Source organism: Mesorhizobium sp. CCNWLY176, assembly GCF_037153935.1.
GTDB lineage: Bacteria > Pseudomonadota > Alphaproteobacteria > Rhizobiales > Rhizobiaceae > Mesorhizobium_M > Mesorhizobium_M zhangyense.
Genome location: NZ_JBBBDZ010000022.1, coordinates 1 through 25913, shown reverse-complemented (window position 1 = coordinate 25913; position 25913 = coordinate 1). Strand labels below are relative to the sequence as shown.

Here is a 25913-nt window from a genome sequence, read left to right as displayed (position 1 = left end):
CGTCCGCTCAGCCTTTGCTGCGCTCATAAACCGCGATTCCCGCAGCCAGGTCTTCCAGCGCGGCACCCACCGATTTGAACAACGTGATCTCGTCGTCGCTTTCGCGCCCACGCTTCTGGTCCCGGGCGAGTTCATGCAGGTCGGCCACGATGTCTTCTGCCTTCAGGACGCCCGATGCCAGCGGCTGGACGATATCGCCGGCCTCTTTCGTTGCGCCGGCACGTGTGTCGACATAGACCCGGGCTCGACGGATGGCATCGTCGTCGCTCTCACGCATGGTCGGCGTAAAGCCGCCGACCAGGTCGACATGCGTACCGGGCTTGAGCAACGCCCCCTTGATCAAAGGTGTCGTCGAGATCGTGGCGGAGGAAACGATGTCCGCCCAACCCAGATCGGCATCCAAATCTGCACTCGCTGCGGCATCAATGCCCTCCGCACGCAAATCTGCCGCAACCTTTTCGGCATTGGCCGGCGTGCGATTCCATATCCTGACCTGCTTGATCGGCCGCACCGCCGAATGCGCCCTGGCCAGGAATGGCGCCAGCGCACCGGCGCCGACGATCAGCAGTTTCGAGGCATCCTCGCGGGCGAGATAGCTGGCGGCGAGTGCGGAGGCGCAAGCCGTGCGCCACTGCGTCAACCGCTGCCCGTCGATCAGCGCCTGCGGCTCGCCGGTCGTGCCGTCGAGAAGCAGGTAAAGCCCCATGACAGCCGGCTTGGCGATGGCATTGTTGTCAGGCGAGACGGTGACGATCTTCACGCCGATATGGCCGCCGTCGGAAACGCCATCGGCATTGAAGTCGCTCCAGGCCGGCATCAGAAGCAGTGTCGAGGCCGCACCCGTCGGGCGCTCCACCGTGTGGTGATGGCGCACCGGCTGGATCGCGCCGTCACGAAAGGCTTTGCGCAGTGTTTCCACAAGTCCGGAAAAGGTGAGGGCGCGGTCGACATCGCCCGCCGAAATCATCTGCATTGCTGGTCCTTGCGTGGTGGGTCTTGGACGCGGGCTCTGCCGCGCCTAATGCTTTGTTGCCGGCAGGTTCGTTTGACCGGATGTAGCGCGCGGATCGGCCATGGTCTGCAATTCCTGGCCGCGTACACGCGCCAGCTTGCGATAGCGTCCCTGCTTGAGCCAGGTGGCGAGGCTGCCGACGATCATGCCGACGGCAATTGCCGCGAACAGCAGGAAAAACAGCGGCAACTGCAGCGTCAGCGCCGGGTTGCCCGGATTGAACGGGTCCAGCGTGAAGGCAGTTGGCGCGCGATTGGCCACCGCCAGCGCGATCAAAATGATGGCGATCGGCACGAACACCACGATGAGCATGAAGCGATTGAGCATGTCTATTCCTGGAGCCGGCCGGCCTTTTCCGATTGAAACGGCCTTTGCCCTACTTGCCGGCGTTTAGCCGTTCGCGCAGTTCCTTGCCAGTCTTGAAGAAGGGAACCCACTTCTCCTCGACCTCGACCGAATCGCCGGTGCGTGGGTTGCGGCCGGTGCGAGCAGGGCGGTTTTTTACCGAAAATGCGCCGAAACCGCGCAATTCCACCCGGTTTCCATCCGCCAGGGCATCGGTGATTTCGTCAAAGATGGCGCTGACGATGTTTTCCACGTCCCGCAGGAAGAGATGCGGATTGCGTGTGGCAATAATCTGCACGAGTTCGGATTTGATCATGAGCGCGGTCCCCGCCAATGGTTTCTAATGGTATGCGGATGATTTTATTCGTTTTTAAGCCGGCCCACCGGAACTTCAAGGTTGCCAGACCGACACGAGACCGTCAAGGAACAAGCGATCTGCGCCGATCTTGCGTAGCAATTCTTCGCCGCCGTCAGGCAGGCCAAGGGCGCGGCTGGCCACCTGCATCATGGAACTGCTGAAGAACAGGCTTGAGCCGCCGCCCTTCGGCTTCCATTCGACGACCTTGAGATCGACGTCGACCCCCTTGGTGCCGAGCCAGTCGATTGCTTCGTTCTCGCCGCCGACCTCATCGATCAGCTTGTTCTGCAGCGCCTGTCTGCCCGTGAAGATCGAGCCATCCGCAAGCGCAATAACCTGCTCGCGCGTCATCGAACGGCGCTCTTCCACCAGGCCGACAAACCAGTCGTAGCTGTCTAGGATCATCGAGCGAACCATCGTGCGCTCTTCTTCCGTGGTCGGTCTGAACGGCGACGGTGCCGCTTTCAGCGGCGAGGATTTGACTTCTTCCAGCTTGATTCCGAGCTTGTCCATCAGGCCGCTGACATCCGGATACTGGATCAGGACGCCGATCGATCCGACGATCGACGACTTGCGCGCGACAATGTGATCAGTGGCGGAAGCAATCATGTAACCTGCGGATGCGGCAAGCGTGCCGACCTGCGCTACGACCGGCTTTTCCTTGGCAAGCGCCCGGACGGCGTCGAAGATCGCTTCGCCGCCGGCCGTAGTCCCGCCCGGAGAATCGATCGAGAGGATGACGCCCTTCACCGATTTTGCCTTGCGGATTTTTTCGAGGCGTTCGAGCAGTTCCTCGTCCTCGGTGATCGTGCCCTCGATCTTAACCTTGGCTATGTGGTTGGCCGCAGTGCCGCCGAACTCGTCGTCGTAAAACCACATGGACGCTGCCGCGATGCAGATGGCCGCAATGGCAATCGCTGCAACGCGCCAGAAGGTCAGCTTACGCCGCAAATGACGGCGGTCGATCAGATCGTCGGCTCTCGTTGCCATGCTTGCCTCGTGTTGGCGGGAAAGCGTCGTTTTAATCCAAGCGGCCTGCAAGGGCTACCGGTTTCATCACCGCGGCGGATCGGCTCGTTTTGCTTTGGTTAGCCGGATGGGCTGGCATTTCACGTTAAAGTAACCATATTGCTGTGTAGGTCTGAGAGGCGCTGCCTTTCGGCAGGTGGTGACTATGCGTTTCAATGGGCTTCGAGGCCCGGATTTGCTATAGTTTCACGAAGACTTACGCCTTTCCGGATACCATTCCTTCCGGTCGACGCGGAGAAGATTTTAAGTTTAGTGCCACAATTCCGTGGTTTTCAATCGTTTGATGCTTCCTGCTTCGCGCAGGATATTCGCGATACGGCAACGTCCGGCTTCGAACCGGAAAAACAAGAAGGCAATATGTTGGCGCGACCGACAAAAACGACCGATGGCCAGCCGGCGTCCACGCTTCCGGCAGCAGGGGTATCACAACCCCGGCGCGGAGCGTTTGAGACTGCTCAGCGGCATTCCTACAGGGTGCGTTTTCTCAAGATCGCATTGCCGGTTCTCGCCGTCCTCATGGCTACCGGGTTTGTTGGATATTCCTACATGTCGACGCCGGCGACTGTGGCTGTCAGCGCCGATGGCTCGGCCTACTCCGATGGCAAGCTGGTGATGGCCAATCCAAAGCTCGACGGCTTTACCAAGGACAACCGGCCCTACAAGATGACCGCGGCACGTGCCATTCAGGAATTCCAGAATGAAGGCATCGTCAAGCTTGAAGGAATCGACGCGAAATTGCCGGTCGACGCCGAAAACTGGGCGACCGTGGTTGCTCCGCACGGCGTCTACGATCGCGACAAGAACACGCTCGAGATCACCGACGTTATGACGATTACCACCTCTGACGGTATGGTGGCGAAGCTCAAATCGGCGTATCTGGATATCGGCAAGGGTGGAATGAAGACGGACGACCCCGTCGATATTCAGCTCAAAGGCGCTAAAATCAACTCGGACTCGATGACGATCCTTGAAAACGGCAAGGTTTTGATATTCGAGAAGCGGGTGCGCATGAACATCGATTCCAGCCGGTTGAAGACGGCAGAGAACGCGAGCGGAGACCAGAATGTGGGGCAATAAAATGAGGCTGCCGCTGGGGGCGGTGTTGGGCCTTGCGGTGATGACGCTGGCTCCGGGTCAGGTTTTCGCGCAAGACAGCACGCAGAGCCGCCTGTCCGGCCTGAACCTGTCGGGCAAAGACCCGATTCAGATCGAAAGCGACAAGCTGGAAGTTCGCGAATCCGAGAATAAGGCGATTTTCAGCGGCAACGTTACCGTCGTGCAGGGACCGACACTCCTGAAATCGGGTAAGATGACGGTTTTCTACGCCAAGGATGGCGGTTCTGCCGCAACCGGCTCGTCCAACATCGACCGGCTCGAGGTCGAGGACAAGGTCTACGTCAAGTCCAATACGCAGGTCGCCACCGGCGATCGCGGTACGTTCGACATGAAGACCGAGATTCTGGTCTTGTCGGGCGACGAAGTGGTCATGTCCGATGGTCCAAATGTGCTCGTTGGCTGCAAGCTCACGGTGCAGATGAAGACAGGCGAAGCCAATGTCGATGGCTGCAAGAAGGGTAATTCGGGCAGCGGTCGCGTCATGATGTCGATCACGCCCGGATCGACACCTGGAGCCACCACCGGAACCAAGAAGCAGTAATGCCGCAATCTGCATCGCTCTTGTCGCGCCTGTCGGGGCGTCGGTCGGCGCCTGCTGCTCCTGCCTTGCGCAAGGACGCGGCGAGCTTCAAGGGCACCTTGATCGCTCAGGGCCTGACCAAGGCCTACAAGGGACGAACAGTGGTCAACAGCGTCTCGCTCGGCGTTCGGGCTGGCGAGGCTGTCGGGCTTCTGGGTCCGAATGGCGCAGGCAAGACGACATGCTTTTACATGGTCACCGGCCTGGTGCCGATGGACAAGGGCACCATCGAGATCGATGGCTTCGACGTCTCCTCCATGCCGATGTATCGCCGCGCCAGGCTCGGCGTCGGCTATCTTCCGCAGGAAGCCTCGATTTTTCGCGGCCTGACCGTCGAGAACAATATCCGCGCGGTGCTCGAAGTCGTCGAGAAGAGCCGCAAGGAGCGCGACAAAAATCTCGATGCGCTCTTGGACGAGTTCCATATCGCTCATTTGCGCAAGGCCCCGGCCATTTCGCTCTCCGGCGGCGAGCGCCGCCGTCTCGAGATTGCCCGGGCTCTCGCCAGCCGTCCGAACTACATGCTGCTCGATGAGCCGTTTGCCGGTGTCGACCCGATCGCTGTCTCCGACATCCAGCAGCTCGTGCGCCACCTGACCAAGCGTGGCATCGGCGTCCTGATCACCGACCACAATGTGCGCGAGACGCTGGGGCTGATCGACCGGGCCTACATCATTCACGCCGGTGAAATCCTGAAGCACGGCTCCGCAGCCGACATCGTCGCCGATCCGGATGTGCGGCGGCTTTACCTCGGCGAAGGCTTCACGCTCTAAATTTCTGTGCTTTTGTGTAATCCCGTGAGACGCTGCTTTTCAGGCGCTCCGGGCTCTGCAATCTGCATAATAAATAGGCTTCTCTCCAGCCTTCTCCTTGACATGCAAAAGCCGGGCCAGTTTTATGCGTTCGGGGAAATTCGTCGTGGGCGTATTCGACGGATACGGGAGTGCGTGAGTAACAATGGCCCTTGCAGCCAAATTGCAGCTTCGGCAGTCACAGTCGCTGGTGATGACACCGCAACTGATGCAGTCGATAAAACTGCTGCAGATGACCCATATCGAGCTGGATCATTTTGTCGATGAGGAGATCGAGCGCAATCCGCTGCTCGACCGCGTCGAGCCGCGCGATGACGCAGCGGGAGACCGGCTGGAGAAGAATGATTCTGCCGGCGAGGAGTGGGTGGAAGCAGATACGGCATGGAGCGCTGAAGCCATGTCGGAAAAGCTCGATGCCTCGCTCGAAAACGTGTTTCCCGACGACCCTGGTGTAAGCGATCGGGTAGGCCCGGATCTTGCGGCACAATGGAAATCCGCTTCCGGCGGCAGCGGCTCCCTTGGCGCGTCCGAAGGATTCGACATGGAGGACATGGCAGCTGCGGCGCTGACGCTGCGTGACCATGTCGGCGAACAGATTTCTTTTGCGTTCGTCAATCCCGCTGACCGTCTGATCGCTTACGAACTGACCGACGCGCTTGATGAAACCGGCTATATGCGCGGCGATGCCGAGGAGATAGCCGAACGGCTGGGTGTCGGCGAGGCGGATGTCATCGACGTTCTCCGCAAATGTCAAACCTTTGAGCCGGCCGGCATTTTCGCCCGCGATCTCGCCGAATGCCTGGCGCTTCAGCTTACCCGGCGCGACCGGTTCGATCCGGCGATGAAAGCGCTTGTCGACAATCTCGATCTTCTGGCTCGCCGCGATTTCCAGGCGCTGAAGAAGCTCTGCGCCGTCGACGAGGAGGATCTTCTCGATATGCTCGCTGAGATCCGTCGTCTCGATCCACGGCCCGGCGCTGCCTTCTCCGGTGGAAACACCGATACTATCGTGCCGGATGTCGAGGTGCGCGCCGCCAGCGACGGAAGCTGGACGGTCGAGCTCAATCCCGAGACATTGCCGCGGGTTCTGGTTGATCAAATCTATTTTACCCAGGTTTCGACGCTGACCAAGAATCAGGCGGAGAAGGATTTTCTCGCCGAGTGCCTTCAGAACGCCAATTGGCTGACGCGCAGTCTCGACCAGCGCGCCAAGACGATCCTGAAGGTCGCATCCGAAATCGTGCGCCAGCAGGACGCCTTTCTGGTTCACGGCGTCCGGCAATTGCGCCCGCTCAACCTGCGCACCGTTGCAGACGCGATCGGCATGCATGAATCGACCGTCAGCCGTGTCACCGCCAATAAATATATGTTGACCCCTAGGGGCGTCTTCGAACTGCGCTATTTCTTCACCGCGGCGATCGCTTCGGCGGGCGGTGGCGATGCTCACTCCTCCGAGGCGGTGCGTGACCGCATAAAACAATTGATCGATGAGGAAGCGTCAGCGGAAGTTCTTTCCGACGACGCCATTGTCGATATCTTGCAGCGCGATGGTGTCGATATCGCCCGGCGAACTGTAGCCAAGTATCGGGAAGGTATGAATATTCCCTCGTCCGTGCAGCGGCGGCGCGAAAAGCGCGCCATGGCGAGCGCAGGCCGCTAATTCACAGCCGTTTTTGCCGTTGACTTTGCCTTCATTGACAAGCGTTGATGAAGTGACTAGAAGCCCGCCCGCATGGGACGGGCTGTTGCCCGCAGACAAAATGCTCCGTCGGGAGACGGCTTGTGATTAACCGGAAAGTTCGGACTTAAATTCGGCGTGAAACCCGCCCTGTAGCTTGTGCGCGCCGACTACGGGTATAAACTCGAACAAATTTGAAGTCTGAACAGGGAAGGTCAGTTTTCAGATGAATTTACGCATATCGGGAAAGCACATGGATATCGGTGAGGCGTTTCGTACGCGCATCGAAGGACGGATTGGCGAAGCCATCGATAAATATTTCGATGGCGGCTTTTCCGGACATGTGACGGTGGTGAAGTCCGGCTCGCGCTTTTCGGCCGACTGCATGATCCGCCTTGATACCGGCATTGCCCTTCAGGCAGCCGGAGAAGCGCAGGAGCCCACGGCAGCCTTCGACGCCGCAGCCGAGCGTTTCGAGAAGCGCTTGCGGCGCTACAAGCGCCGGCTGAAGTCCCACAATCCCGGCGCGACCAACGGCATCGTCACCGATGTTGCCTATACGGTCATGGCGCCGCTGGGGGACGACGAGGAGGAGCTTCCGGAAGACTACGCGCCGGCGATCGTCGCCGAATCGACCGTGGCGCTGAAGACCATGTCGGTGGCATCCGCCGTCATCGAGCTCGACACCAAGGACAGCCCTGTCTTTGTTTTCCGCAACGCCGGGAATGAGCAGGTCAACATCGTCTATCGGAGGCCGGACGGAAATATCGGGTGGATCGACCCCTCGACGACAAAAGTCGCGCAGGGATAGGCAACGTCTTCTGGCTGCGCTGCCGGTTATGGGATTGCCGGCAGTGCGGACAGCGAAAAGGATATTTGGCAATGGATCTGAGTGATCTGATCGAGGTTCAGGCAATCATGCCGGCCTTGAAAGCGAATTCCAAGAAGCAGCTTCTGCAATTGCTAGCCGAAAGAGCCGCCAGCATTACCGGTCTTCCCGAGCGCGAAGTCTTCGACACGATCCTGCAGCGCGAGCGGCTGGGATCGACCGGCGTCGGCAACGGCATCGCCATTCCTCACGGCAAGCTCGCCGGCGTCAAGCGAATCACCGGCGTTTTCGCGCGGCTGGAATCGCCGGTGGAGTTCGAGGCGCTGGACGATCAGCCCGTCGACCTGGTGTTCCTGCTGCTGGCGCCTGAGGGGGCAGGGGCGGATCATCTCAAGGCGCTGTCGCGAATCGCCCGCGTCCTGCGCGATGGCGATACGGTTGCCAAGGTCCGCGGCACCCGCGATGCGACGGCCATTCATGCGCTTCTTTCGGATACGCAGGCCTCGCACGCTGCCTGAAGCATGAAATCAGTTCGGTGAAATTTGCCTCGGGGCGGCTTTTCAGCCGCCCTTTGCAATTCTGTAGACGCCAGTTAGTGGATGGCGACCGGGGTCAGGTCGTTTTCCATCGCACCGGCAAGGGCGCGGTCGCGCTCGTCAGACAGCAGGATCGGCTGGCCGTTGGCGGCGAAAAGCGCCCAAAGCGTCGTGCCCGAGGCGATTTCCGGAAGACCCGGAAACTTGCCCTTCAGCTCGTCGCTGTCGATTTCGCGCAGATAAGCCACCGTGCCTTCGCCCAGATGGGCGAGTTCGGCCTGCGTCAGAACGTGTCTCGGATCAAGAGATGTCATATTAGCCTCCTGTATGCGGGGCGTCCTAGTGACCAACCCGCTCTAGAGCTGTTTGTTCCGGCGGGCGACAATCAGTCTTTCACCGAAATATTTATTTTCCGTACCAGTCTTTCAGCCTCCGGGCGGTCGAGGTCTATCGACAGAAGACCGTTCTTCAGTTCGGCCCCGGTCACCCGCATTCCATCGGCGAGCACGAAGGTCCGCTGGAACTGCCGCGCGGCGATGCCGCGATGCAGGAACTCGCGCTCCGTGTCGTCGCTCTGCCTTCCGCGCACGACGAGCTGGTTTTCCTCGGTGGTGACTTCCAGATTTTCATCGCAGAAGCCGGCAACCGCCAGCGTTATGCGCAGGGTCTCGCCCTTGCCTTCTTCCCCGCGAACGCGCTCGATATTGTAGGGGGGATAGCTGTCACCGGATTTGGCCAGGCGTTCCAGCGTTTTTTCCATGGCATCGAACCCAAGCAGAAGCGGGCTCGAAAAGGGCGTCATGCGACTCATTTTCGTGTCCTCTAAGAGCGACCTAAAAGGGAAAAACCCGGATGGCATTTTTCCCGATGATCCTGATATGGTCCGCCGCGCAAACAAGTTCAAGCCTGCAATCACCGACATGAGGGAAGACGGAAATGTCCGCCACAAGAAAGATCATCATCGACACCGATCCCGGCCAGGACGATGCCGTCGCCATACTGCTTGCGCTGGCAAGCCCTGAGTTGGAAATCCTCGGCCTCACCGCCGTTGCCGGCAACGTTCCACTGAAGCTGACCGAGAAGAACGCCCGCAAGATCTGCGAACTCGCCGGCAAGCCGGAGACCAAGGTGTTTGCCGGTGCGATCCGCCCGCTGGCGCGCTCGCTGGTGACGGCCGAAGAGGTTCACGGCCAGAGCGGCCTCAACGGCCCCGAGCTGCCCGAGCCGACCATGCCGCTGCAGGCGCAATATGCCGTCGATTTTATAGTCGAGACGCTGATGAAGGAGGACAGCGGCACGGTCACGCTGTGCCCGCTCGGGCCCCTGACCAACATTGCGCTGGCGCTGATTCGCGAACCGAAGATCGCGCCGCGCATCAAGGAGATCGTGCTGATGGGCGGCGGCTTCTTCGAGGGCGGCAATGTCACGCCAGCGGCCGAATTCAACATCTATGTCGACCCACAGGCTGCCGATGTCGTGCTGCGCTCCGGCGTGCCGATCGTCATGATGCCGCTCGATGTCACCCACAAGGCGCTGACGACCGGCAAGCGCATCGCCGCCTTCCGCGATCTCGGCACCAGGGTCGGCATTGCCACTGCCGAAATGCTGGAATTCTTCGAGCGCTTCGACGAGGAGAAATACGGCACCGACGGCGGCCCGCTGCACGACCCCTGCGTCATCGCCTATCTCTTGAAGCCGGAACTGTTCAAAGGACGCCACTGCAACGTGACCGTGGAAACCGCCTCCGAACTCACCATGGGCATGACGGTCATCGACTGGTGGGGCGTCACCAAGCGCGACAAGAACGCCACCGTCATGCGCGACATCGACCATGACGGGTTCTTTGCGTTGCTGGTCGAAAGGCTGGGGCGGCTGTAGCACCGGCTTTTCCCTCCCCCTTGAGGGGAGGGTGGCCCGTAGGGCCGGGTGGGGTCGCTGCGGCAGTGCTCGGCATCGATTTCTGCGTCGAGTTTGTCACCAAGGACCCCACCCGCTTCCTTCGCTTCGCTCAGTGCGCAACCTCCCCTCAAGGGGGAGGTGGACGCCGGCGCGCTTCATCATCGCCATGCCTGCTTATCGCATCTGGCCATTGTCAAAGATCGGGAAGCGGGGCGCATGGCCGTGCCTTTCTAATGTTAGTACGTGGCGCGACTTCCGCGCCCCGCCGGCGATTTCTGTTCCCGTCCGTTCCGCTGCGATGAAGGCGACCTGTGCAGTGAACGCCTGCCCTACGCTAGGGCTCCGGGCGTTCGTCGTTCGAAAAGCCAAACCGTTGGCTTTTCGTCCGCTGCGCGGACCACTCCTCACCCTATGTGCTCGTCCAGCACGCGCGGGCCATATTACCCGCAGGGGAACCCTTGGATGGAACCTCCCCGGTCTTGCGGCTACGTTTGCCGCAAGACGGAAGCGCCGGTTCCTCCCCACAGATCACCGTCGCGACCGGCGTTCCCGCGGGAGGAACTGGCTGGGATTATGAAAGGTGCTCGAGGGGTGGGGATAAATCGGGCGTGAAAAAATGTGTGGCGTGAAGGAAAACAATTGGTTGGGCAGAAAATGGGTGGAAATCTTTCCCCCCACTTTCCGACTGTTTTCGCCTTCCAACAGTTCTGCACCGCAGGCTTAGGCTTTGCCGTTTCGGCATGGATTCCCGACACTCTCCGCTCGCTATGGCTCGCTCACGAGGTCGAGAATGACGAATGGCATTTAGCCTCGCCGCCAATCGCGAACGTTGACGATTTGCCCATGCGGCAACAACAAGCGCGGCTATCTTCGGCGTGGGCGATTTGCGACGTGGCAAACAACAATCTCGTCATTCTCGACCTCGTGAGCGAGCCATAGCCAGCGGAGAGTGTCGGGAATCCATGCCTGAACATAGAAGAGCTTCAGCGGTACAGAATCGTCAGGCCGGGTCGACAGGTGCCCTCACTTCGCCCGCGACAACGCCAGCCACAGCCCGCCGCCGATGAGGAAACTGCCGCTGACACGCGATAGCAGCTTGATGCGGTTGGCTGAAAGCGCGCGGCTGGCCCTGCCGGCAACGATGGCGTAGGCCGAATCGGACATCGCCGCGAAGACGAGGGCGGTCGCGCCCATGATGGCGATCTGAAGTGCGTGGTTGCCTGCAGGATCGAGAAACTGCGGGATGAAGGCGCCGAAGAAGATGAGCGTCTTGGGGTTGCTGATGGCGACCAGAAAACCCTGCAGGAAGAAGCCGCCGCGCGGTGCCTGCGGCGCGCCATTCGCGTCCAGCCTGCCGCTGGAGCGGAACATCTGGATACCCATCCAGATCAGATAGGCGGCACCCAGCAGGCGCACCCATTCGAACCAGTGGCCCATGCCCTCGATCATCGAGGTGAGGCCGATGCCGACGATGCCGATCATGACGGCAATGCCTGCCTGCGTGCCGGCAACGTTGAGCAGCCCGGCGCGCGTGCCGTGGCGCATGCTGGAGGCGATGATCAGCGTAACTGTCGGGCCGGGCACGAGGATGATGACGATGCAGGCGACGACATAGGCGGCATAGACTTCCAGCGACATTTTTGTATTCCTCTGCGATTGCTGGAAACAACCACCAGCCCTAGGGAATGTCCAGTGTTTGGCTGTCGGAGGAGAAGAATTACATGAGCCCGTTGGTCAAGGAGTTTCTCGAAACGGCAGGCGCGGTGTTTTCGGTACACAACCACGCCCCGCTCATTTCCTTCGACGATGCGAAGGAGATCCTGCCGCACGATCCGGAGGACATGGTCAAGGGCCTGACATTTTCGCATTCCGACGGTGGCCTGGCCATCGTCGCCTTGAGGGCGAAGGACAAGGCCGACTACAAGAAAATCGCCGACGCGCTCGGCATGCGCCGCGCCGATCTCAAAATGGCCGAACCCGCCGATGTGGCGCGAAAGGTCGATATGGAAATCGGCGGGATCGTTCCCCTGCCGATCAACGGAACGCGCATTCTGATCGATCGCGCCGTGCTCGAGCGCGACGAGATCGTCTGCGGAACCGGCCGCAATACGGCGACACTGGTGATTTCACGCGACGAATGGCTGCGCGCGGCGCAGGGTGAGATCGGGGATTTTTCCAAACAAGCGTGAGCGGATAGAGGGGCTACGGCGACATATGATATGTCACGGTGCCATTTGCCCGTGTACGGCGCTCCAGTTCGATGGTCGCCCCAACCTCGCGCGGAATGAGGGTCGGGGAAAGATCGTCTCTGACGACTATCAGTGAAGTCGTGCCATTCGGTATGACCGCGTACTGGTAGGAGCCGCCGCCTCGGCTCGGCCTGAGCGGGGTCGATACGATCGTTGTGATGACTGCGCTGACCTGCTCACGCTTGACCACCGGGCTGTGCAAGGGGAGGAGCATATAGACCCCGAAGGCGGCTGCCGCCACTAGCATGGCAAGGGCAACAGCGTATTCATGTGCGAACCACCGGAGCGGTTCGAGCCTGTGGTTAAGCCGTTGCCTGAATGTGCCGCCTTTGAGCGGGGTCTTCTTCGAAGATTTCGCCATGAACCCCTTTCGGCAGGGATCATGCCGGCGTTGCCGCCAACCTTCTATGCCCCGCTTTCCCACGTCATAGTGGTCTCATACGCTGCCGCTGCTTGCAAGACGGCGAGGTCGCCGCGCGGGCGGCCGATCAGTTGCATGCCCATGGGGCGGCCGCGATCGTCGAAGCCGACCGGCACGTTGACTGCCGGGCAGCCGGCGAGCGAGGCAAAGGCCGATACCTCCATCCACCGATGGTAGCTGTCCATCGCGCGGCCGGCGACGTCGCTTGGCCAAGGGGTGGTGACGTCGAAAGGGAAGACCTGCGCGGTCGGCAGCGCCAGAAGATCGAAGCGCTCGAACAGTTTCAGCACGGTTTTGTACCATGCCGAGCGGACGGTGGAGGCGGCGTGGACTTGCGGCGCGGTGAGTTTCTGCGCGGCCTCGGCCTCCCAGATCGCTTCGGGCTTCAGCTTGGCGCGCTTGGCCGGGTCGTCGTAATGGAGCTTGAGTTCACAGCCGCTGGTTGCCTGGCGCAAGGTGACGAAGGCACGCCACAGGGCTTCGTAATCAAACTGCGGCACCAGCGGTTCCGACGGGAAGCCGGCTTCACCGAATCGCGCAAGCGCGGACTCGCACAGGTCGAGAATGCCGGCTTCGATGGGCAGACGCCCGCCGAGATCGCCGAGCCATGCGATCCGGCCGCCTTTTGTGCCACTTTCCAGCCCTTCGAGATAGGACGCTTCGCCGTCATGCGACAGCGGCGCGTGGGGATGATATCCGGCCTGCACGCCGAGCAGCAGCGCCATGTCGCCGACATTGCGGGCCATCGGTCCCTCGATGCCGATCTGTGAATGGAAAACCTCGTTTGACGGCCCGGCGGGAACCAGCCCCTGCGACGGGCGGAAGCCGAAGACATTGTTGTAGGCGGCGGGATTGCGCAGCGAGCCGCCGAAATCGCTGCCGTCGGCGACGGGAACCATGTTGAACGCCAACGCGACAGCCGCGCCGCCGCTGGAACCGCCTGCCGTCAATGCGGGATCGAAGGCGTTGAGCGTCGGGCCGAAGACCGGGTTGTAGGTGTTGGAGCCGAGGCCGAATTCCGGGACGTTGGTCTTGCCGATGAAGATCGCGCCGGCTGTGCGCATGCGCTCGACGAAGAAATCGTCCTCGTCGGGCACGAAATCGGCAAAGATCGGCGAGCCGAACGTGGTTTTCAGGCCCTTGGTCAGGGCAAGGTCCTTGATGGCGACCGGCAGGCCGAACAGCGGACCGGGCGTGATGCCCTTCGCCAGTGCTGCGTCGGCGGCATCGGCTTCGGCTATAATGTCGGCGCGGTCGCGCAGCGAAACGATGGCGTTGACGAGCGGGTTGACCGCGTCGATGCGGTCGAGAAAGGCGGCGGCGACCTCGCGCACGGAGAGTTTTCGCGTTCTGATCTTTTCCGCCAGTTCGACGGCGGACATGCGGCAGATTTCACCTGCGGGCGGAATGGCGTGCTTGGTCACGGGGCGCTGCATTGGCTTCACTCCCGGTCAGGACGGCATGTTGCCGGCAAGGGCCGCATCGACTTCGGCCTTGAGCGGGATCGCCGGCTGTGCGCCGGGCTTCAGGCAGGCGAGCGAACCGGCAGCAGCGGCGCGGCGCAAGGAATCCTCAAGGCTGAGGCCCGAGGCAAGACCGGCTCCGAGATAACCGCAGAAAGTGTCGCCGGCGCCGACCGTATCGACCGGCTTGATCTTCAGCGCTGGCACCTGAATGAGCCCGTCGGGCGTCGCCGCCAGAACGCCTTCGCCGCCAAGCGTGACGATGACGGTGCGGCCGGTCTTTTCGACGAAGTTTTTCATACGGGCAGGGCGGTCGCGGCCCTGCAACTTCAGCACCTCGCCATAGAGGTCGAATTCGGTTTCGTTGGCGACGATGTAGTCGGCCTTTTCGAGGAAGGGCGCAGCTGCGCCGTTGAAGGGCGCGGTGTTGAGCACGGTTATGCTGCCCGCGGCGCGCGCCGCATCGAGGGCGGCTTCGACGGTCGCGAGCGGGATTTCGTGCTGGAGAAGGATGATCTCGCCTTTTTGGAATGCTGCACTCGAAAGATCGCCCGGCAGCACCGCCGCATTGGCGCCCGGCACCACGGCGATGACGTTCTCGCCGGCGGTCTCGACGAGAATATGTGCGGTGCCGGTGGCAGCATGAACCTCGCGAACGCCGGAAAGCTCGACGTGACCAGCCCTCAGGCAGGCCAGCGCGTCGTTGGCGAAACTGTCCTTGCCGACGGCCCCGATCATGCGCACCTGCGCGCCGGCGCGCGCGGCGGCCAGCGCCTGGTTCGCACCCTTGCCGCCGGGCGCGGTCTTGAATGCGCTGCCCATCACGGTTTCGCCAGGCGCTGGCAGGCGGTCGACCGTGGCGATGAGGTCGAGATTGATGGAACCGATGACAGTGATCACGAAAAAGCCTCCTGCGAATTTCGCGGGAAGCTAATCCGTTTGGGCCGATATTGAAATACGCGGGCTGGGGCTATCTCGCGTCTTTCACGAAAGCTGCCCGACCTCCCAGCCGAGGATCGCCCGCTTGCGGGTGAGGCCCCAGTGGTAACCGGTGAGCGCGCCGGACTTGCCGACGACGCGGTGGCAGGGCACGACGAAGGACAGCGGATTGGCGCCAACCGCAGCACCCACAGCGCGGCTGGCTGCCGGCGTGCCGATGCCCGACGCGATGTCGGAATAGCTGCAAGCCTTACCCATCGGGATTTTCAACAGCGCGTCCCAGACACGGAGCTGGAAATCCGTGCCGATCATGACGACGCGCAGCGGGTTTTCCGCCCGCCACTGCGCCGGATCGAAGATGCGCGCGGCATAGGGCGCGGTCGCCGACATGTCTTCAATATATAGAGCGTTCGGCCAGCGGCTCGACATGTCGGCAAAGGCTGCGCGTTCGCTGCCGGCATCGTTGAAGGCGAGGCCGGCGAGGCCGCGGTCGGTGACCATGATGAGCGCCACGCCGAAGGGCGAGATGTGATGGCCGTAGCGGATGGTGAGGCCCGCGCCGCGCGTCTTGTAGTCGCCGGGCGACATCGCCTCATGGGTAACGAACAGATCGTGCAGGCGGCTGGGGCCGGACATGCCGACTTCGAAGGCGGTTTCGAGCAGCGGCATGCCCGAATCGAGCAGCCTGCGCGCATGATCCAGCGTTACCGCCTGCAGAAAACCCTTCGGCGACAGCCCGGCCCAGCGGGTGAACAGCTTTTGCAGGCCGGTCGGCGTTTCGCCGACTTCTTCCGCCAGCGTTTCCAGTGACGGCTGGTCGCGATAGTCGAGGCTGATTTTCTCGATCACCCGGCGAACGGTCTCGTAATCGCTGCCCTCAGGCGTGATTTCCCGCTGAAGAACCGGCGAAAGCTTCATCGATGTCCGAGCGTTCATGACATTGTCTCCTTGCCGATGAATATCGTGCAGACGGGGCCTTCGCACCACCCGAAACTTGCCATGACGCTTTGCCCAACCCAGATAAACCACGCCGCGACATCAGGAGAGAAAGATGGGACGCGAAAAAGTCGCCCTGACGAAGGAAAAGGAAACCCTGCTCATCACCTTGTACGGCAAGGCGCTGGAAAGCAGGCAGCCCGATTCGCTTCTCAAGGACCATTTCGCCGCCGAGGCCGTGGGCAGGATCGACTATGATTTTGCCAGGTTGAAGGTCGACAACAATATGAGCGTCGGGCTGGCGATCCGTGCCAAGACGCTGGACGACTGGGTTTCGGAATTCCTGGCAAAGCACTCGGATGCGATGGTGCTGCATCTCGGTTGCGGGCTGGATACGCGCATCTTCCGTCTCGATCCGCCCGCCGGCGTCGAATGGTTCGACGTGGATTATCCGGAGGTGATCGCGCTTCGCCGCAAACTCTATCCGGAGCGGCAAAACTACCATCTGATCGGCTCGTCGGTTACCGATCCGGCCTGGCTGGACAAGGTGCCCCACGACCGCCCGGCCTTGGTGGTGGCGGAAGGGCTTATGCCCTATCTTCCGGCCGAGGAAGGGCCGAGGCTGTTCGCGCGGCTTGTCTCGCATCTGGCCCGCGGCGAGATCATCGGCGATGCCTATAGCGATTTCGGGCTCTGGCTGGTCAGCCTCGCGCCATCCATCCGCGCCACCGGAGCCGAACTGCGCTGGGGCATCAATGACGCACGGGATCTGGAGAAGGCGGTGCCCGGCCTGAAACTCGTCGAGGAAGTTTCCGCCTACAAGCCTGAACATACGGCCAGAATGGACTGGGCGTCCCGCTGGCTCATTCTGCTCTGGAGTTTCATTCCGCCGTTGCGAAGGGTGGGAAGGCTGCTGCGCTACCGGTTCTGAAATATGTTTTCTTCGAGTCCGCACAGTCAGCCGGCACAGTGGTCTTGATTTTGGCCAAAGAGGTGTCGAAGCTCCGTAAGCATCAAAGTCAGGGGCGAATAATATGGCCACCTTTATTCTGATAGCCGGGGGCTGGCAGGGCGGCTGGGTCTACCAAAAGGTGGCAGACATCCTTACCGCGCACGGGCACAAAGCCTTGCCGATCACTCTTTCGGGGCTCGGCGATGCTCCCGCCCCGACGGCCAATCTTGAAACTCACATAAATGAGGTCGTTAGCGTCGTGAAGTCGCAGTGCGACGACCTGGTCATTGTTGGACAATCCTACGGCGGGATGGTCGTGAGCGGCGCAGCCGATGCCGAGCCATCGCAAATCCGGGCATTAGTCTATGTAGACGCCTATGTGCCTGATTCCGGTGACTCCGTCTGGTCGCTGACGACGTCCCGTTTTCGAGATGTCTTCGTCGCGGGCGCGAAGGCTGACGGACTAAACTGTGCGCCGCCGCCCAATCTTGACCCGCGATGCCGGCCGCATCCGATGGGGACGTTTCTTCAATCGATCAATCTCAGCGGACGGTGGCGTGAAGTGCCGCGCAAGACCTTCATCGGCGCGCATGGCTGGGAAGGGAGTCCGTTCCTCGACCTTTATCAACGCTTGAGCGACGAGCCGGAGTGGTCGACCTTTGCCCTGGATTGCGGGCACAATGTAGCACGGCTGAACCCCGAGGCCCTGGCCGAGATATTGCTGGCTCAGGTTTGACCAAGCAAACAACTGCAATCCACCGCTTCTCAGCCGATCCGGCATCGAAGCTGGCTCATCGCACACTTTTCAGGGATCTCTACCGGCCTTTGGCCTTCGCCAAGGCCCGCGAAAACGCTGTCGCAAAGCTTTCGCGGTCGTCGGGGTTGAGAAAACTGCCGATCGGCACATGCTGGCCCTGGCCATCGACAGCCATATCGGTGATGCCGATCTCGTCGTGGCGGGCGACCGAGAATCGCGCCCAAAACGGGTTGAAGTGGTGGTCTTCGGTGCGGCCTGAGGGTGCGGTCTTGCGGATGTCGAGGCTGGTGCGCGAAACCGTGACTTCCTCGCGGGCACGCGCGGCGCGGTAGTTCAGCTTGAAGGCGATGTAGACGGCGAGAATGTCGAGGCCGAAAAAGCCGAAGACCGGCCATGCGCCCCTGGACAGGAAGAAGGCGCCGGTGACCAGCCAGCTGAGCGACAGCGCGCCCATCAGGATCAGGAAGCCGGTGCGGCCGAGCGACCGATGCGGCATCAGCAGCGCCTGGAAGAAGGGCTGGTCGGCGGCGGATATGGCGTTTGTCTCGCTCATCGCTCCAGATTATAGGAAGACGATGACGAACCCCAAGCCCAAAGATCAGCTCAAGCCCAAAAAGCCGCAGCCGGGCGCGAAGCCGCGCCGGGCGCCGAAGAAGCCTGCGTGTCTTTATTCACCGGCTGAAGTGCATGAGATTTTCCGCCGCTTTGCGGTGCAGCGCCCGGAGCCCAAGGGTGAGCTCGAGCACGTCAACGCCTTCACGCTGCTGGTGGCGGTGGTGCTTTCGGCGCAGGCGACCGATATCGGCGTCAACAAGGCGACACGGGCGCTGTTTGCAATTGCCGACACGCCGCAGAAGATGCTGGCGCTGGGCGAGGCGAAAGTGGGCGATTACATCCGCACCATCGGTCTATGGCGTAACAAGGCGAAGAACGCGATTGCGCTTTCGCAGGCGCTGATTCGCGATCATGGCGGCGAGGTTCCCGACAACCGCGATCAGCTGGTCGAACTTCCGGGGGTCGGGCGCAAGACCGCCAATGTCGTGCTCAACATGGCTTTCGGCCAGCACACCATGGCGGTCGATACGCATATTCTGCGCATCGGCAACCGGATCGGTCTGGCGCCCGGCAAGACGCCGGAGCAGGTCGAGGCGGAGCTGGTGAGGGTCATCCCGGACGAATATATGCGCCACGCCCATCACTGGCTGATTTTGCATGGGCGCTATGTCTGCAAGGCGCGCAAGCCGGATTGCCCGATGTGCGTTATCGCCGACATCTGCAAGTCGGCGGAAAAGACGACAGATATTCCAGCACCGCTGGTGCCGATCGAGCCGTTGGAAGCCGCTCAGTAACCGTAGCCGCGCGCCATCGCTGCGGCGAAGATCAGGATCAGCACGATGCCGACCATCTCGGCGCGCAGGTAGAAGCGTACCGAGGAGAGTTCGGCGGCAGGCACAGTGAAATTCGCATTGGCGCTCGCCTGCCTGTTCCATGACAGGAAACGGATGGTGGGTACGATCGACAACAGGCCGACCGCGAGGAACGACGCCATCTTGGCCCAGAACACCCAGTTGTAGACATAGAACTCCCAGCCTTTCAGGCCGTAGAAGACACGGCCCGCACCGACGATGATGACCAGCATGGCGAGGATGCCATAATGGCGGTCGAGCCCGGCCAGCCGCTTTATGGCAGCGGCAGACAGTTCGCCGCGCGTCAGGACGGATTCGCAGGCAATCAGTGCTGCGACCGAGAAGACGAGGATGTGGTGGACGATGGCGAGCAGCAGGTCGGTGGTTTCCATGGGTGCTTCTTTCCGGTGCCGGGAGAGATTTGCCTGCTGCGTACAGGTACGGAAATTGGTGCGGCGGTCAAGCGGGCTGAACCAGATACCCCTCTCCGTCGCGCTTCGCGCGCCACCTCTCCCCGCAGGCGGGGCGAGGAACCCAAGTTCTGAAATGGCGCGGCCTCGTAGAATATAGGTTCCTCGCCCCATGAAATGGGGAGAGGTGGCTCGGCGAAGCCGAGACGGAGAGGGGGAGTAGCGCAATCGCTGAAAGAAAACTGATCACCGCCGTGGCCTCATTCGATGACTTCGCCCCATGCTACGGCTTCACGCACAACATCCCGGAACCCTCATGACCGACACCACCGAAATCCCCGTCATCGAAACCCCGCGCACCATCCTGCGCGGGCACAAATTGTCGGACTTCGACAGTTTCGTCGCGATGTGGACCGATCCGCTCCACACCCGCTTCATCACCGGCCAACCCTTGCCGCGCGAAGAAGTGTGGGCGCGCATGTTGCGCTATCGCGGGCACTGGCAGTTGCAGGGCTTCGGCTATTGGGTGGTCGAGGAAAAGGAAACCGGCCGCTTTCTCGGCGGGGCCGGTTTCCAGGATGCCAAGCGTGACATGACGCCTTCGATAGAGGGCCTGCCGGAAGCCGGCTGGGGTTTCGTGTCCGACGTGCACGGCCAGGGTTTCGCGACGGAAGTGGTCGGCGCCATGCATGAATGGGCTGACGGACATTTTGGTGGGGCGAAAACCGTCTGCATCATCGACCCCGAAAATGTCGCGTCGATCCGCATTGCCGAAAAGTTCGATTATCGCGAGGTTGCCAGGACGACTTACAAGGGCTCGCCGACGCTGCTCTTCGAAAGAGGGTGAGGGGCTTTTTCAGGCACCCGCCGAATGTAAGATCGGCGGTTGCTTGACTTACATGAGAAGTTTCGGGACTATCGTGGCATGTCGATCGCAGCCGAAACACGATTAAAGTTTTTTCAGCGGGTGTGCCCCATCGCGGGACGCTGACCCCCGGCTCGGCTGCCATGCGCCCCCGAGCCGCGGGGCGGTACGACACTTTTCCGCAGCATCTCATTTTTTAAATCTGCGGTATCGGCGCTTCCAACATCATTGATACTGCCGGCAACCGGCACCGCACGTCGAAGTCCGCAACCGGATTCCGTCGCGGTTACAAGCACAGGTAATAAAATGCAGGAAAAGACCAGGGCGAAGCGCAAGCCCAACATCAGGATCGGCGCCTCCGATCATTCGAAGCTCATCGCCTTTGCCAATGCGATGGCGGAGCGCAATCCAGACGTGTCGGAGGAATTGCTGCTCGAACTCGATCGCGCGCGCGTCGTGGCCGACGGCTCCATTCCCGACGATGTTGCCCGCATGGGTTCGACTGTCACGTTCAAGCCGGACACGGGCGAGGCAAAGACGGTGACGCTGGTATTCCCCGGCGATGCTGATATCGCGCAGGGCAAGATCTCCATCCTCACCCCGATCGGCACGGCGCTGATCGGGCTTTCGCCGGGTCAGTCGATTTCGTGGACGGCACGCGACGGGCGTAGCCACGAGCTCGAAGTGCTCGACGTGAGAAAACCCGGTGCATCGGTACCTTCCGAAGTGGCGACACTGGCCGAGGCGTCGGACCGGGCGTGACGGCATGATCCACCGCTCAGGCAATCTCGTCGCAGGATCCTAACCCCTGCGCCGGACAAATCGCGTCCGGTCCAGGGGAGCGTCTTTCGAACTCAAGCACAACACTTGAAGCCGAGACCGGGTGAAAACGGTTCGGCTGGAGATTTGCCATGTCGAATGGAGAAACCTGCCTGCTGACGGCCAAGGATTACACGATCCTCGAAGTCATGCTGGAGCGCTGCCTCGGGCGCGACGACCCGATCGCTGAAATCCTCAAGCGCAAGATCGACGGCGCGTCGGTCATGTTCCGGGACGATATCCCGCCGATTGTCGTTACGCTGTCGAGCCGCGTCAGCTACCGGGTCGACGACGGCCCGGCCGAGACGCGCATCATCGCCCATGACGAGATGCGCGGGCTGGTCGGATCGGTGCTTTCGATCACCAATCCGCGCGGCCTTGCCCTTATGGGGCTCGCCGAAGGCCAGTCCATGGTTATCCGCCGGGCGGACGGGACCGAGGAAAAGCTGACCGTGCAGGAAGTCGTCTATCAACCCGAGGCTGCCAAGCGCGAGACGGAGGGATTGAAGCTCGACCTGGGCGGCCCGGCGTCAAAGCCGCGCGGCACCATATTGCGGCTGGTCCATTCCGCCGACGGCCTGCCGGCAACGCCCATCGAAAGGGTTCCCGCACCTTTAGATGACGACCCCGGCCCGTCGGCGGCGTAAGCGCCGTCGTCGACTACCGCTTCTCGCAGGTCGTCGCCGAAAAACTGCCGCTCGCCTCGCGCATGATGATGTCGAACGAGGCCTTCTCGTCGGTGTTGACGGTGACCTGCGTCAGGTCGACGGAGTTCCCGCCCGAGGTGAAGCCGCCAAGCGGCCCAAACCAGTTGATCTCGTCAAAAGGCGTCACTTCATATGTATACGGTCCGGCAAAGGGTTCGAACCATGCCGGACCGCGATAGGTGGGACCCTTTATAATGATGTCGCCGAGATGGATGAACATGCCGAGCGCATAGACTTCGCAATGATAGACGCCGTCGGCCATCGTGCGCTGCAATTGCACCGGCTCGGCGCGTGCCTGGCTGGAGACCGCGGCGGCAAGCAACAGGATGCCGGCGAAGTTGGCGCTTCTGGGTGTCGTCATGCTTCGAATGTCTGTCCGCGCTTTGCTCGTCTACGGTGCCCACCCCGGCGGACACCGTAAACGCCAGCAATCCTAACCGCCATAGATGTCGAAAGTGAAATACTTCTGGACGATCTTGCCGTAGGTGCCGTCGGCGACGATCGCGTCGATGGCGGCATTCAGTTTTTCGCGCAGCTCATTGTCCGCCTGGCGCACGCCGATGCCGGCCGGCGCATTGGTGCCCTCAATGTCGCCGACCATCTTGCAGCAATCCTTGCCGGTCTTGTCCATCCAGTCGACCAGCACGAACTTGTCGGCCACCACCGCATCGAGCCGCCCATTGGCGAGATCGGCCATCGCCTCGTCCTGCGAGGGATAGAGTTTCGCCTCCGCGCCGGCCTTGCCATAGACCTCGTCGGCATAGGTAGCCTGCGTGGTCGAAGCCTGCGCGCCGACGGTCTTGCCGGAATAGGCCGCGGGGTCGGTCGTCGAGAGGCTGGAATCCTTCAGCGCTACCACCGAAAGCGGCGTGACATAATATTTGTTGGTGAATGAAATCTGCTTCTTGCGCTCTTCGGTGATGCTCATCGAGGCGACGATGGCGTCGAACTTGCCGGCCTGTAGGGCCGGGATCATGCCGTCCCAATCCTGGGTGACGATTTCGCATTGCGCCTTCATCTGCGCGCACAGCGCATTGGCGATATCGATGTCGAATCCGATCAGCGACCCGTCGGCGGCGATGCTGTTGAAGGGCGGATAGGCGCCCTCCGTGCCGATCTTCAGCTTCATGGGCTCCTCGGCGAAGGCCGATCCAGCCGCCAGCGTGAGTGCGGCACCTGCAAGCATGCCGGCGAAACGTCCTGAAATACGCATTAGCTTCTCCTATGCGGCACTCGCGGCCGCTTCGTGTTCCCAAACAGCCGCAGCAAATCATCACGCTTCGCGCTGGGCAAGTTGATTGGCAGGAAAAAAGCTTGCCTCACATCTGATCGTTGTAAGGTTCCTTGGTTTGCCCGACCATTTTTGCGAGCTCGGAGAAGGTCGGCGTGTTCTGCTCCGAGCGGCTGTTGTTGGCCGCCTGCAGAAGCCGGATCGGAAAACACACGGCATCGCGGTTGGCCGGGGTCATGTCCTCAATGAGACGCTCGTCGCCGGTGGCGTTGGCTTCGGCGCGCCGAAGTGCCGTGTCGATCTCCTCGACGCTTACCATGCCCTTGGCGACTAGCAGATTGTTGATCGAAGCGATGGCCAGATACAGGCCTTCGAGTTGCAGATTTGCGGTGTTCATCGCGATGTCCCGTGATCGAGTGATTGGAGAAGGCATAACGCTTTCACCCAGCGATCCGATCCACACGATGCCATTGCCCTCTCGCCATCACATCGCGGTGTGAAGACCGGGATTGATTAGCGCCGTCCTGCGGACACACTATGTTTCAAAAGCCGATGCTGCGAGGAAAGGATCTGCGACGATGGCGGGCCAGATACAGGAAGAGGCCGCGACCTTGCCGACGGCGCCCGCCGACGAAAGTTTCCGCGAGCAGCTCATGATGATGACGCGGGCGTTCAACTCGTCGCCGCTGCGCAATACTATAATGGGGCTCTGCGCCACCATCTTCGCCGTCATCGTGGCGACGGCGGTAGGGCAGGTCGTGCTCAACAGCTGGTACCGGCCTTTTTATGATGCGCTCGAGCGGCGCGATCTCCCGGGCTTCTTCTATCAGCTCGAAATCTTCGCCGTGATTGCCGCCGTGCTGCTCGTCCTCAATGTCGGGCAGACCTGGCTGAACCAGATGATCCATCTCAAGCTGCGCGAAGGGCTGGTGCGCGACCTGATCGGCGAATGGATGCGGCCGCGCCGGGCTTTCCGGCTGGCCAATGCCGGCGCCATCGGCGTCAATCCGGACCAGCGCATGCATGAGGATGCGCGCCATCTCAGCGATCTGACGACCGATCTGGGGGTAGGGCTGCTGCAGGCGACCATTCTTCTTGTCAGCTTCGTCGGGGTACTGTGGTCGCTGTCCGCCGGGTTCGTCTTTCATGTCGGCGGCAGCGCGTTCGCGATTCCCGGTTATATGGTCTGGGCCGCGGTCATCTATGCCGGCGTCGCATCCTGGCTGAGCTGGCTCGCCGGGCGTCCGCTGATCAAGCTCAACGGCGATCGATACGGGCGCGAGGCGGAGCTGCGTTTCTCGCTGATGCGCGTCAACGAACATATTGATGCCATTTCGCTCGCCGGCGGCGAGGCGGATGAGAAGCGGCGTCTCGAACTCGACCTTGCCACCGTGCTGCAATCGGTGCGGCTCATCGTGCGCGCGGTGACAGGGCTGACCTGGGTCACCGCCAGCTATGGCTGGATCACGGTGATCGCGCCGATCGTGATTGCCTCACCCGTCTATTTCGCCGGCGATTTGAGCTTTGGCGGGCTGATGATGGCGGTGGGCGCGTTCAACCAGGTCCATGCCTCGCTGCGCTGGTTCGTCGACAATATCGGCGGCATCGCCGACTGGCGCGCAACCTTGCTGCGCGTCGCCTCCTTTCGCGCGGCGATCCTGAAGACCGACGAATTGCACGAGGTCGAGCAGCGAATCGAATTCGCCGAATCGCAAGGCGATCGCATGACGCTTGAAAAGATCGAGGTCGCTTCGCCCGGCGGCTGCGTCAGGCTTGAAGATGCCCATATCGAAATCAAGGCCGGCGAACGCGTGCTGGTGACGGGCGAGCCGGGTGCGGGCAAGACGCTGTTCTTTCGCGCCGTGGCCGGCCTGTGGCCGTGGGGCAGCGGCCGGATCGGCATGCCCGCCGGCGAAGCCGTGACCTTCGTGCCGCGCACGCCCTACTTCCCGCCCGGCACGTTGCGCGAGGTTTTGTCCTATCCGCAAGGGTCGCAGACTTTTGCCGAGACCGATCTTGCCGCCTCTCTCACCAAGGCCGGGCTCGGCCGCCTCGTGCCGGCGCTCGATCGCAGCGAGCGCTGGGACCGCGAACTGAACGATGATGACCAGCGGCTGCTGGCCTTTGCCCGGCTCGGCCTGCATCGTCCGCGCTGGGTGGTCATCGACGAGGCGCTGGATACGCTGGCAGGTGACGCACGCCGGCGGGTCATGTCGATACTGGAGGAGGACCTGGCAAAGGCTGCGATCGTCAATATCGGCCGCGCCGAGCGCAACGGCCATTTCTTCACGCGCATTCTGCATCTGGCTAAACATCCGGAAGGGCACGTGCTTCGGCCATTGCGGCTCAATCCGGCCGGGGCCGGGAAAGCCACTCCCGGCGCGGAAATGGAGGTCGCCCTGCGCAAGCGGCGGGCCTGAACTGCTCGCGCAAATCGCAGGCTGCGTTTCCAAGGCGTTTTGCGGCCCCTGTGGATAGTTTTTCGGCTCTGTCTCAAAAACTTCATCTTTGTTGGAAATGGTTGTTGACAGGTTGGGAAGGTGGCGACTATATACGCCTCAACA

Annotated in this window: 32 protein-coding genes; 16 read left to right on the top strand and 16 right to left on the bottom strand. The window is 61.5% G+C overall.

Going from position 1 to position 25913, the window contains the following annotated elements; translation table 11 throughout:
- Positions 1–7: 7 nt before the first annotated feature.
- The 4 genes from WBQ96_RS25935 to sppA all read right to left on the bottom strand — a co-directional run bounded on the left by WBQ96_RS25935 (position 8) and on the right by sppA (position 2705).
- Positions 8–973 carry an ornithine cyclodeaminase family protein gene (locus tag WBQ96_RS25935; protein WP_336555616.1) on the bottom strand — a complete coding sequence of 322 codons (966 nt, stop codon included), beginning with the start codon at positions 971–973 and terminating at the stop codon, positions 8–10.
- Positions 974–1018: 45 nt separating this feature from the next.
- Positions 1019–1339, bottom strand: a complete 321-nt coding sequence (locus WBQ96_RS25930; RefSeq protein ID WP_336555614.1) for a DUF1049 domain-containing protein — start codon at positions 1337–1339, stop codon at positions 1019–1021.
- Between the two features lie 49 nt (positions 1340–1388).
- Complete coding sequence (locus WBQ96_RS25925) at positions 1389–1673, bottom strand: integration host factor subunit beta (RefSeq protein ID WP_091916534.1); 285 nt, start codon at positions 1671–1673, stop codon at positions 1389–1391.
- Positions 1674–1748: 75 nt separating this feature from the next.
- Complete coding sequence (gene sppA, locus WBQ96_RS25920; RefSeq protein ID WP_336555612.1) at positions 1749–2705, bottom strand: signal peptide peptidase SppA; 957 nt, start codon at positions 2703–2705, stop codon at positions 1749–1751.
- Positions 2706–3101: 396 nt separating this feature from the next.
- Here sppA and lptC point away from each other — a divergent pair, with 396 nt between their 5' ends.
- The 6 genes from lptC to ptsN all read left to right on the top strand — a co-directional run bounded on the left by lptC (position 3102) and on the right by ptsN (position 8277).
- Positions 3102–3821 (top strand): LPS export ABC transporter periplasmic protein LptC, encoded by a 720-nt coding sequence (gene lptC, locus WBQ96_RS25915; RefSeq protein ID WP_165119697.1) that lies wholly within the window; start codon positions 3102–3104, stop codon positions 3819–3821.
- Complete coding sequence (locus WBQ96_RS25910; protein WP_442920903.1) at positions 3808–4401, top strand: LptA/OstA family protein; 594 nt, start codon at positions 3808–3810, stop codon at positions 4399–4401. The genes lptC and WBQ96_RS25910 overlap by 14 nt, the downstream gene beginning before the upstream one ends.
- On the top strand, positions 4401–5213 hold the full coding sequence (lptB, locus tag WBQ96_RS25905) for an LPS export ABC transporter ATP-binding protein (protein ID WP_336555610.1): 813 nt from the start codon (positions 4401–4403) through the stop codon (positions 5211–5213). Before WBQ96_RS25910 ends, lptB begins: the two co-directional genes overlap by 1 nt.
- Positions 5214–5397: 184 nt before the next feature.
- Positions 5398–6912, top strand: a complete 1515-nt coding sequence (gene rpoN, locus WBQ96_RS25900; RefSeq protein ID WP_336555608.1) for an RNA polymerase factor sigma-54 — start codon at positions 5398–5400, stop codon at positions 6910–6912.
- A 244-nt stretch (positions 6913–7156) separates the two neighbouring features.
- Positions 7157–7741, top strand: a complete 585-nt coding sequence (gene hpf, locus WBQ96_RS25895) for a ribosome hibernation-promoting factor, HPF/YfiA family (protein ID WP_091916543.1) — start codon at positions 7157–7159, stop codon at positions 7739–7741.
- A 71-nt stretch (positions 7742–7812) separates the two neighbouring features.
- A complete protein-coding gene (ptsN, locus tag WBQ96_RS25890) occupies positions 7813–8277 on the top strand; it encodes a PTS IIA-like nitrogen regulatory protein PtsN (protein ID WP_165119669.1) in 465 nt (154 codons plus the stop codon).
- 74 nt (positions 8278–8351) lie between these two features.
- Here ptsN and WBQ96_RS25885 read toward each other — a convergent pair whose 3' ends face one another.
- A complete protein-coding gene (locus WBQ96_RS25885) occupies positions 8352–8609 on the bottom strand; it encodes a DUF1150 family protein (protein ID WP_091916547.1) in 258 nt (85 codons plus the stop codon).
- A gap of 71 nt (positions 8610–8680) precedes the next feature.
- Positions 8681–9106, bottom strand: a complete 426-nt coding sequence (locus WBQ96_RS25880; protein ID WP_165119671.1) for an Hsp20 family protein — start codon at positions 9104–9106, stop codon at positions 8681–8683.
- 125 nt (positions 9107–9231) lie between these two features.
- On the opposite strand from WBQ96_RS25880, the gene WBQ96_RS25875 reads away from it, so the two are divergent.
- Entirely contained in the window at positions 9232–10173 is a 942-nt protein-coding gene (locus tag WBQ96_RS25875; protein ID WP_165119673.1) for a nucleoside hydrolase, read from the top strand.
- Between the two features lie 660 nt (positions 10174–10833).
- A complete protein-coding gene (locus WBQ96_RS25870; RefSeq protein ID WP_336555603.1) occupies positions 10834–11133 on the top strand; it encodes a hypothetical protein in 300 nt (99 codons plus the stop codon).
- Between the two features lie 84 nt (positions 11134–11217).
- Here WBQ96_RS25870 and WBQ96_RS25865 read toward each other — a convergent pair whose 3' ends face one another.
- Positions 11218–11832 (bottom strand): LysE family translocator, encoded by a 615-nt coding sequence (locus WBQ96_RS25865; protein WP_336555601.1) that lies wholly within the window; start codon positions 11830–11832, stop codon positions 11218–11220.
- Positions 11833–11915: 83 nt separating this feature from the next.
- Between WBQ96_RS25865 and WBQ96_RS25860 the strand changes: the two genes are divergently transcribed.
- A complete protein-coding gene (locus WBQ96_RS25860) occupies positions 11916–12383 on the top strand; it encodes an aminoacyl-tRNA deacylase (protein WP_336555599.1) in 468 nt (155 codons plus the stop codon).
- Between the two features lie 13 nt (positions 12384–12396).
- On the opposite strand, the gene WBQ96_RS25855 is transcribed toward WBQ96_RS25860, so the two are convergent.
- The 4 genes from WBQ96_RS25855 to WBQ96_RS25840 form a co-directional block, all read right to left on the bottom strand.
- A complete protein-coding gene (locus WBQ96_RS25855; protein ID WP_336555598.1) occupies positions 12397–12804 on the bottom strand; it encodes a hypothetical protein in 408 nt (135 codons plus the stop codon).
- 44 nt (positions 12805–12848) lie between these two features.
- Positions 12849–14300, bottom strand: coding sequence for an amidase (locus tag WBQ96_RS25850; RefSeq protein WP_336555597.1), 1452 nt, complete (start codon positions 14298–14300; stop codon positions 12849–12851).
- Between the two features lie 15 nt (positions 14301–14315).
- Positions 14316–15227, bottom strand: a complete 912-nt coding sequence (locus WBQ96_RS25845; RefSeq protein WP_336555595.1) for a ribokinase — start codon at positions 15225–15227, stop codon at positions 14316–14318.
- A gap of 84 nt (positions 15228–15311) precedes the next feature.
- Positions 15312–16202 (bottom strand): bifunctional helix-turn-helix domain-containing protein/methylated-DNA--[protein]-cysteine S-methyltransferase, encoded by an 891-nt coding sequence (locus WBQ96_RS25840; RefSeq protein WP_336555594.1) that lies wholly within the window; start codon positions 16200–16202, stop codon positions 15312–15314.
- Positions 16203–16317: 115 nt separating this feature from the next.
- Between WBQ96_RS25840 and WBQ96_RS25835 the strand changes: the two genes are divergently transcribed.
- Entirely contained in the window at positions 16318–17133 is an 816-nt protein-coding gene (locus tag WBQ96_RS25835; RefSeq protein WP_336555593.1) for a class I SAM-dependent methyltransferase, read from the top strand.
- Between the two features lie 103 nt (positions 17134–17236).
- Positions 17237–17890, top strand: coding sequence for an alpha/beta fold hydrolase (locus WBQ96_RS25830; RefSeq protein ID WP_336555592.1), 654 nt, complete (start codon positions 17237–17239; stop codon positions 17888–17890).
- A 79-nt stretch (positions 17891–17969) separates the two neighbouring features.
- Here the strand turns inward: WBQ96_RS25830 and WBQ96_RS25825 are convergent, their stop codons facing one another.
- Positions 17970–18464, bottom strand: coding sequence for a DUF2244 domain-containing protein (locus WBQ96_RS25825; protein ID WP_336555591.1), 495 nt, complete (start codon positions 18462–18464; stop codon positions 17970–17972).
- Positions 18465–18486: 22 nt separating this feature from the next.
- Here WBQ96_RS25825 and nth point away from each other — a divergent pair, with 22 nt between their 5' ends.
- The gene (gene nth / locus WBQ96_RS25820) at positions 18487–19260 is read left to right on the top strand and encodes an endonuclease III (RefSeq protein WP_336555589.1); all 774 of its coding nucleotides are present in this window, start codon (positions 18487–18489) and stop codon (positions 19258–19260) included.
- On the opposite strand, the gene WBQ96_RS25815 is transcribed toward nth, so the two are convergent.
- The gene (locus WBQ96_RS25815; protein ID WP_336555588.1) at positions 19254–19709 is read right to left on the bottom strand and encodes a DUF2214 family protein; all 456 of its coding nucleotides are present in this window, start codon (positions 19707–19709) and stop codon (positions 19254–19256) included. The two genes, nth and WBQ96_RS25815, sit on opposite strands and share 7 nt — an antisense overlap.
- A 334-nt stretch (positions 19710–20043) precedes the next feature.
- On the opposite strand from WBQ96_RS25815, the gene WBQ96_RS25810 reads away from it, so the two are divergent.
- The 3 genes from WBQ96_RS25810 to WBQ96_RS25800 all read left to right on the top strand — a co-directional run bounded on the left by WBQ96_RS25810 (position 20044) and on the right by WBQ96_RS25800 (position 22058).
- Positions 20044–20574, top strand: coding sequence for a GNAT family N-acetyltransferase (locus tag WBQ96_RS25810; protein WP_336555586.1), 531 nt, complete (start codon positions 20044–20046; stop codon positions 20572–20574).
- A 324-nt stretch (positions 20575–20898) separates the two neighbouring features.
- Positions 20899–21354 carry a nucleoside diphosphate kinase regulator gene (rnk, locus tag WBQ96_RS25805; RefSeq protein WP_336555585.1) on the top strand — a complete coding sequence of 152 codons (456 nt, stop codon included), beginning with the start codon at positions 20899–20901 and terminating at the stop codon, positions 21352–21354.
- A 149-nt stretch (positions 21355–21503) separates the two neighbouring features.
- On the top strand, positions 21504–22058 hold the full coding sequence (locus tag WBQ96_RS25800; protein WP_336555582.1) for a nucleoside-diphosphate kinase: 555 nt from the start codon (positions 21504–21506) through the stop codon (positions 22056–22058).
- 13 nt (positions 22059–22071) lie between these two features.
- Here the strand turns inward: WBQ96_RS25800 and WBQ96_RS25795 are convergent, their stop codons facing one another.
- The 3 genes from WBQ96_RS25795 to WBQ96_RS25785 form a co-directional block, all read right to left on the bottom strand.
- Positions 22072–22479, bottom strand: coding sequence for a hypothetical protein (locus WBQ96_RS25795; protein WP_165121646.1), 408 nt, complete (start codon positions 22477–22479; stop codon positions 22072–22074).
- Between the two features lie 72 nt (positions 22480–22551).
- Positions 22552–23331, bottom strand: coding sequence for an ABC transporter substrate-binding protein (locus WBQ96_RS25790; protein WP_165121647.1), 780 nt, complete (start codon positions 23329–23331; stop codon positions 22552–22554).
- A gap of 106 nt (positions 23332–23437) precedes the next feature.
- Positions 23438–23746: a hypothetical protein gene (locus WBQ96_RS25785; protein WP_165121648.1), complete on the bottom strand. Its 309-nt coding sequence runs from the start codon at positions 23744–23746 to the stop codon at positions 23438–23440.
- A 181-nt stretch (positions 23747–23927) separates the two neighbouring features.
- On the opposite strand from WBQ96_RS25785, the gene WBQ96_RS25780 reads away from it, so the two are divergent.
- Entirely contained in the window at positions 23928–25769 is a 1842-nt protein-coding gene (locus WBQ96_RS25780) for an ABC transporter ATP-binding protein/permease (RefSeq protein ID WP_336555579.1), read from the top strand.
- Positions 25770–25913: the final 144 nt, after the last annotated feature.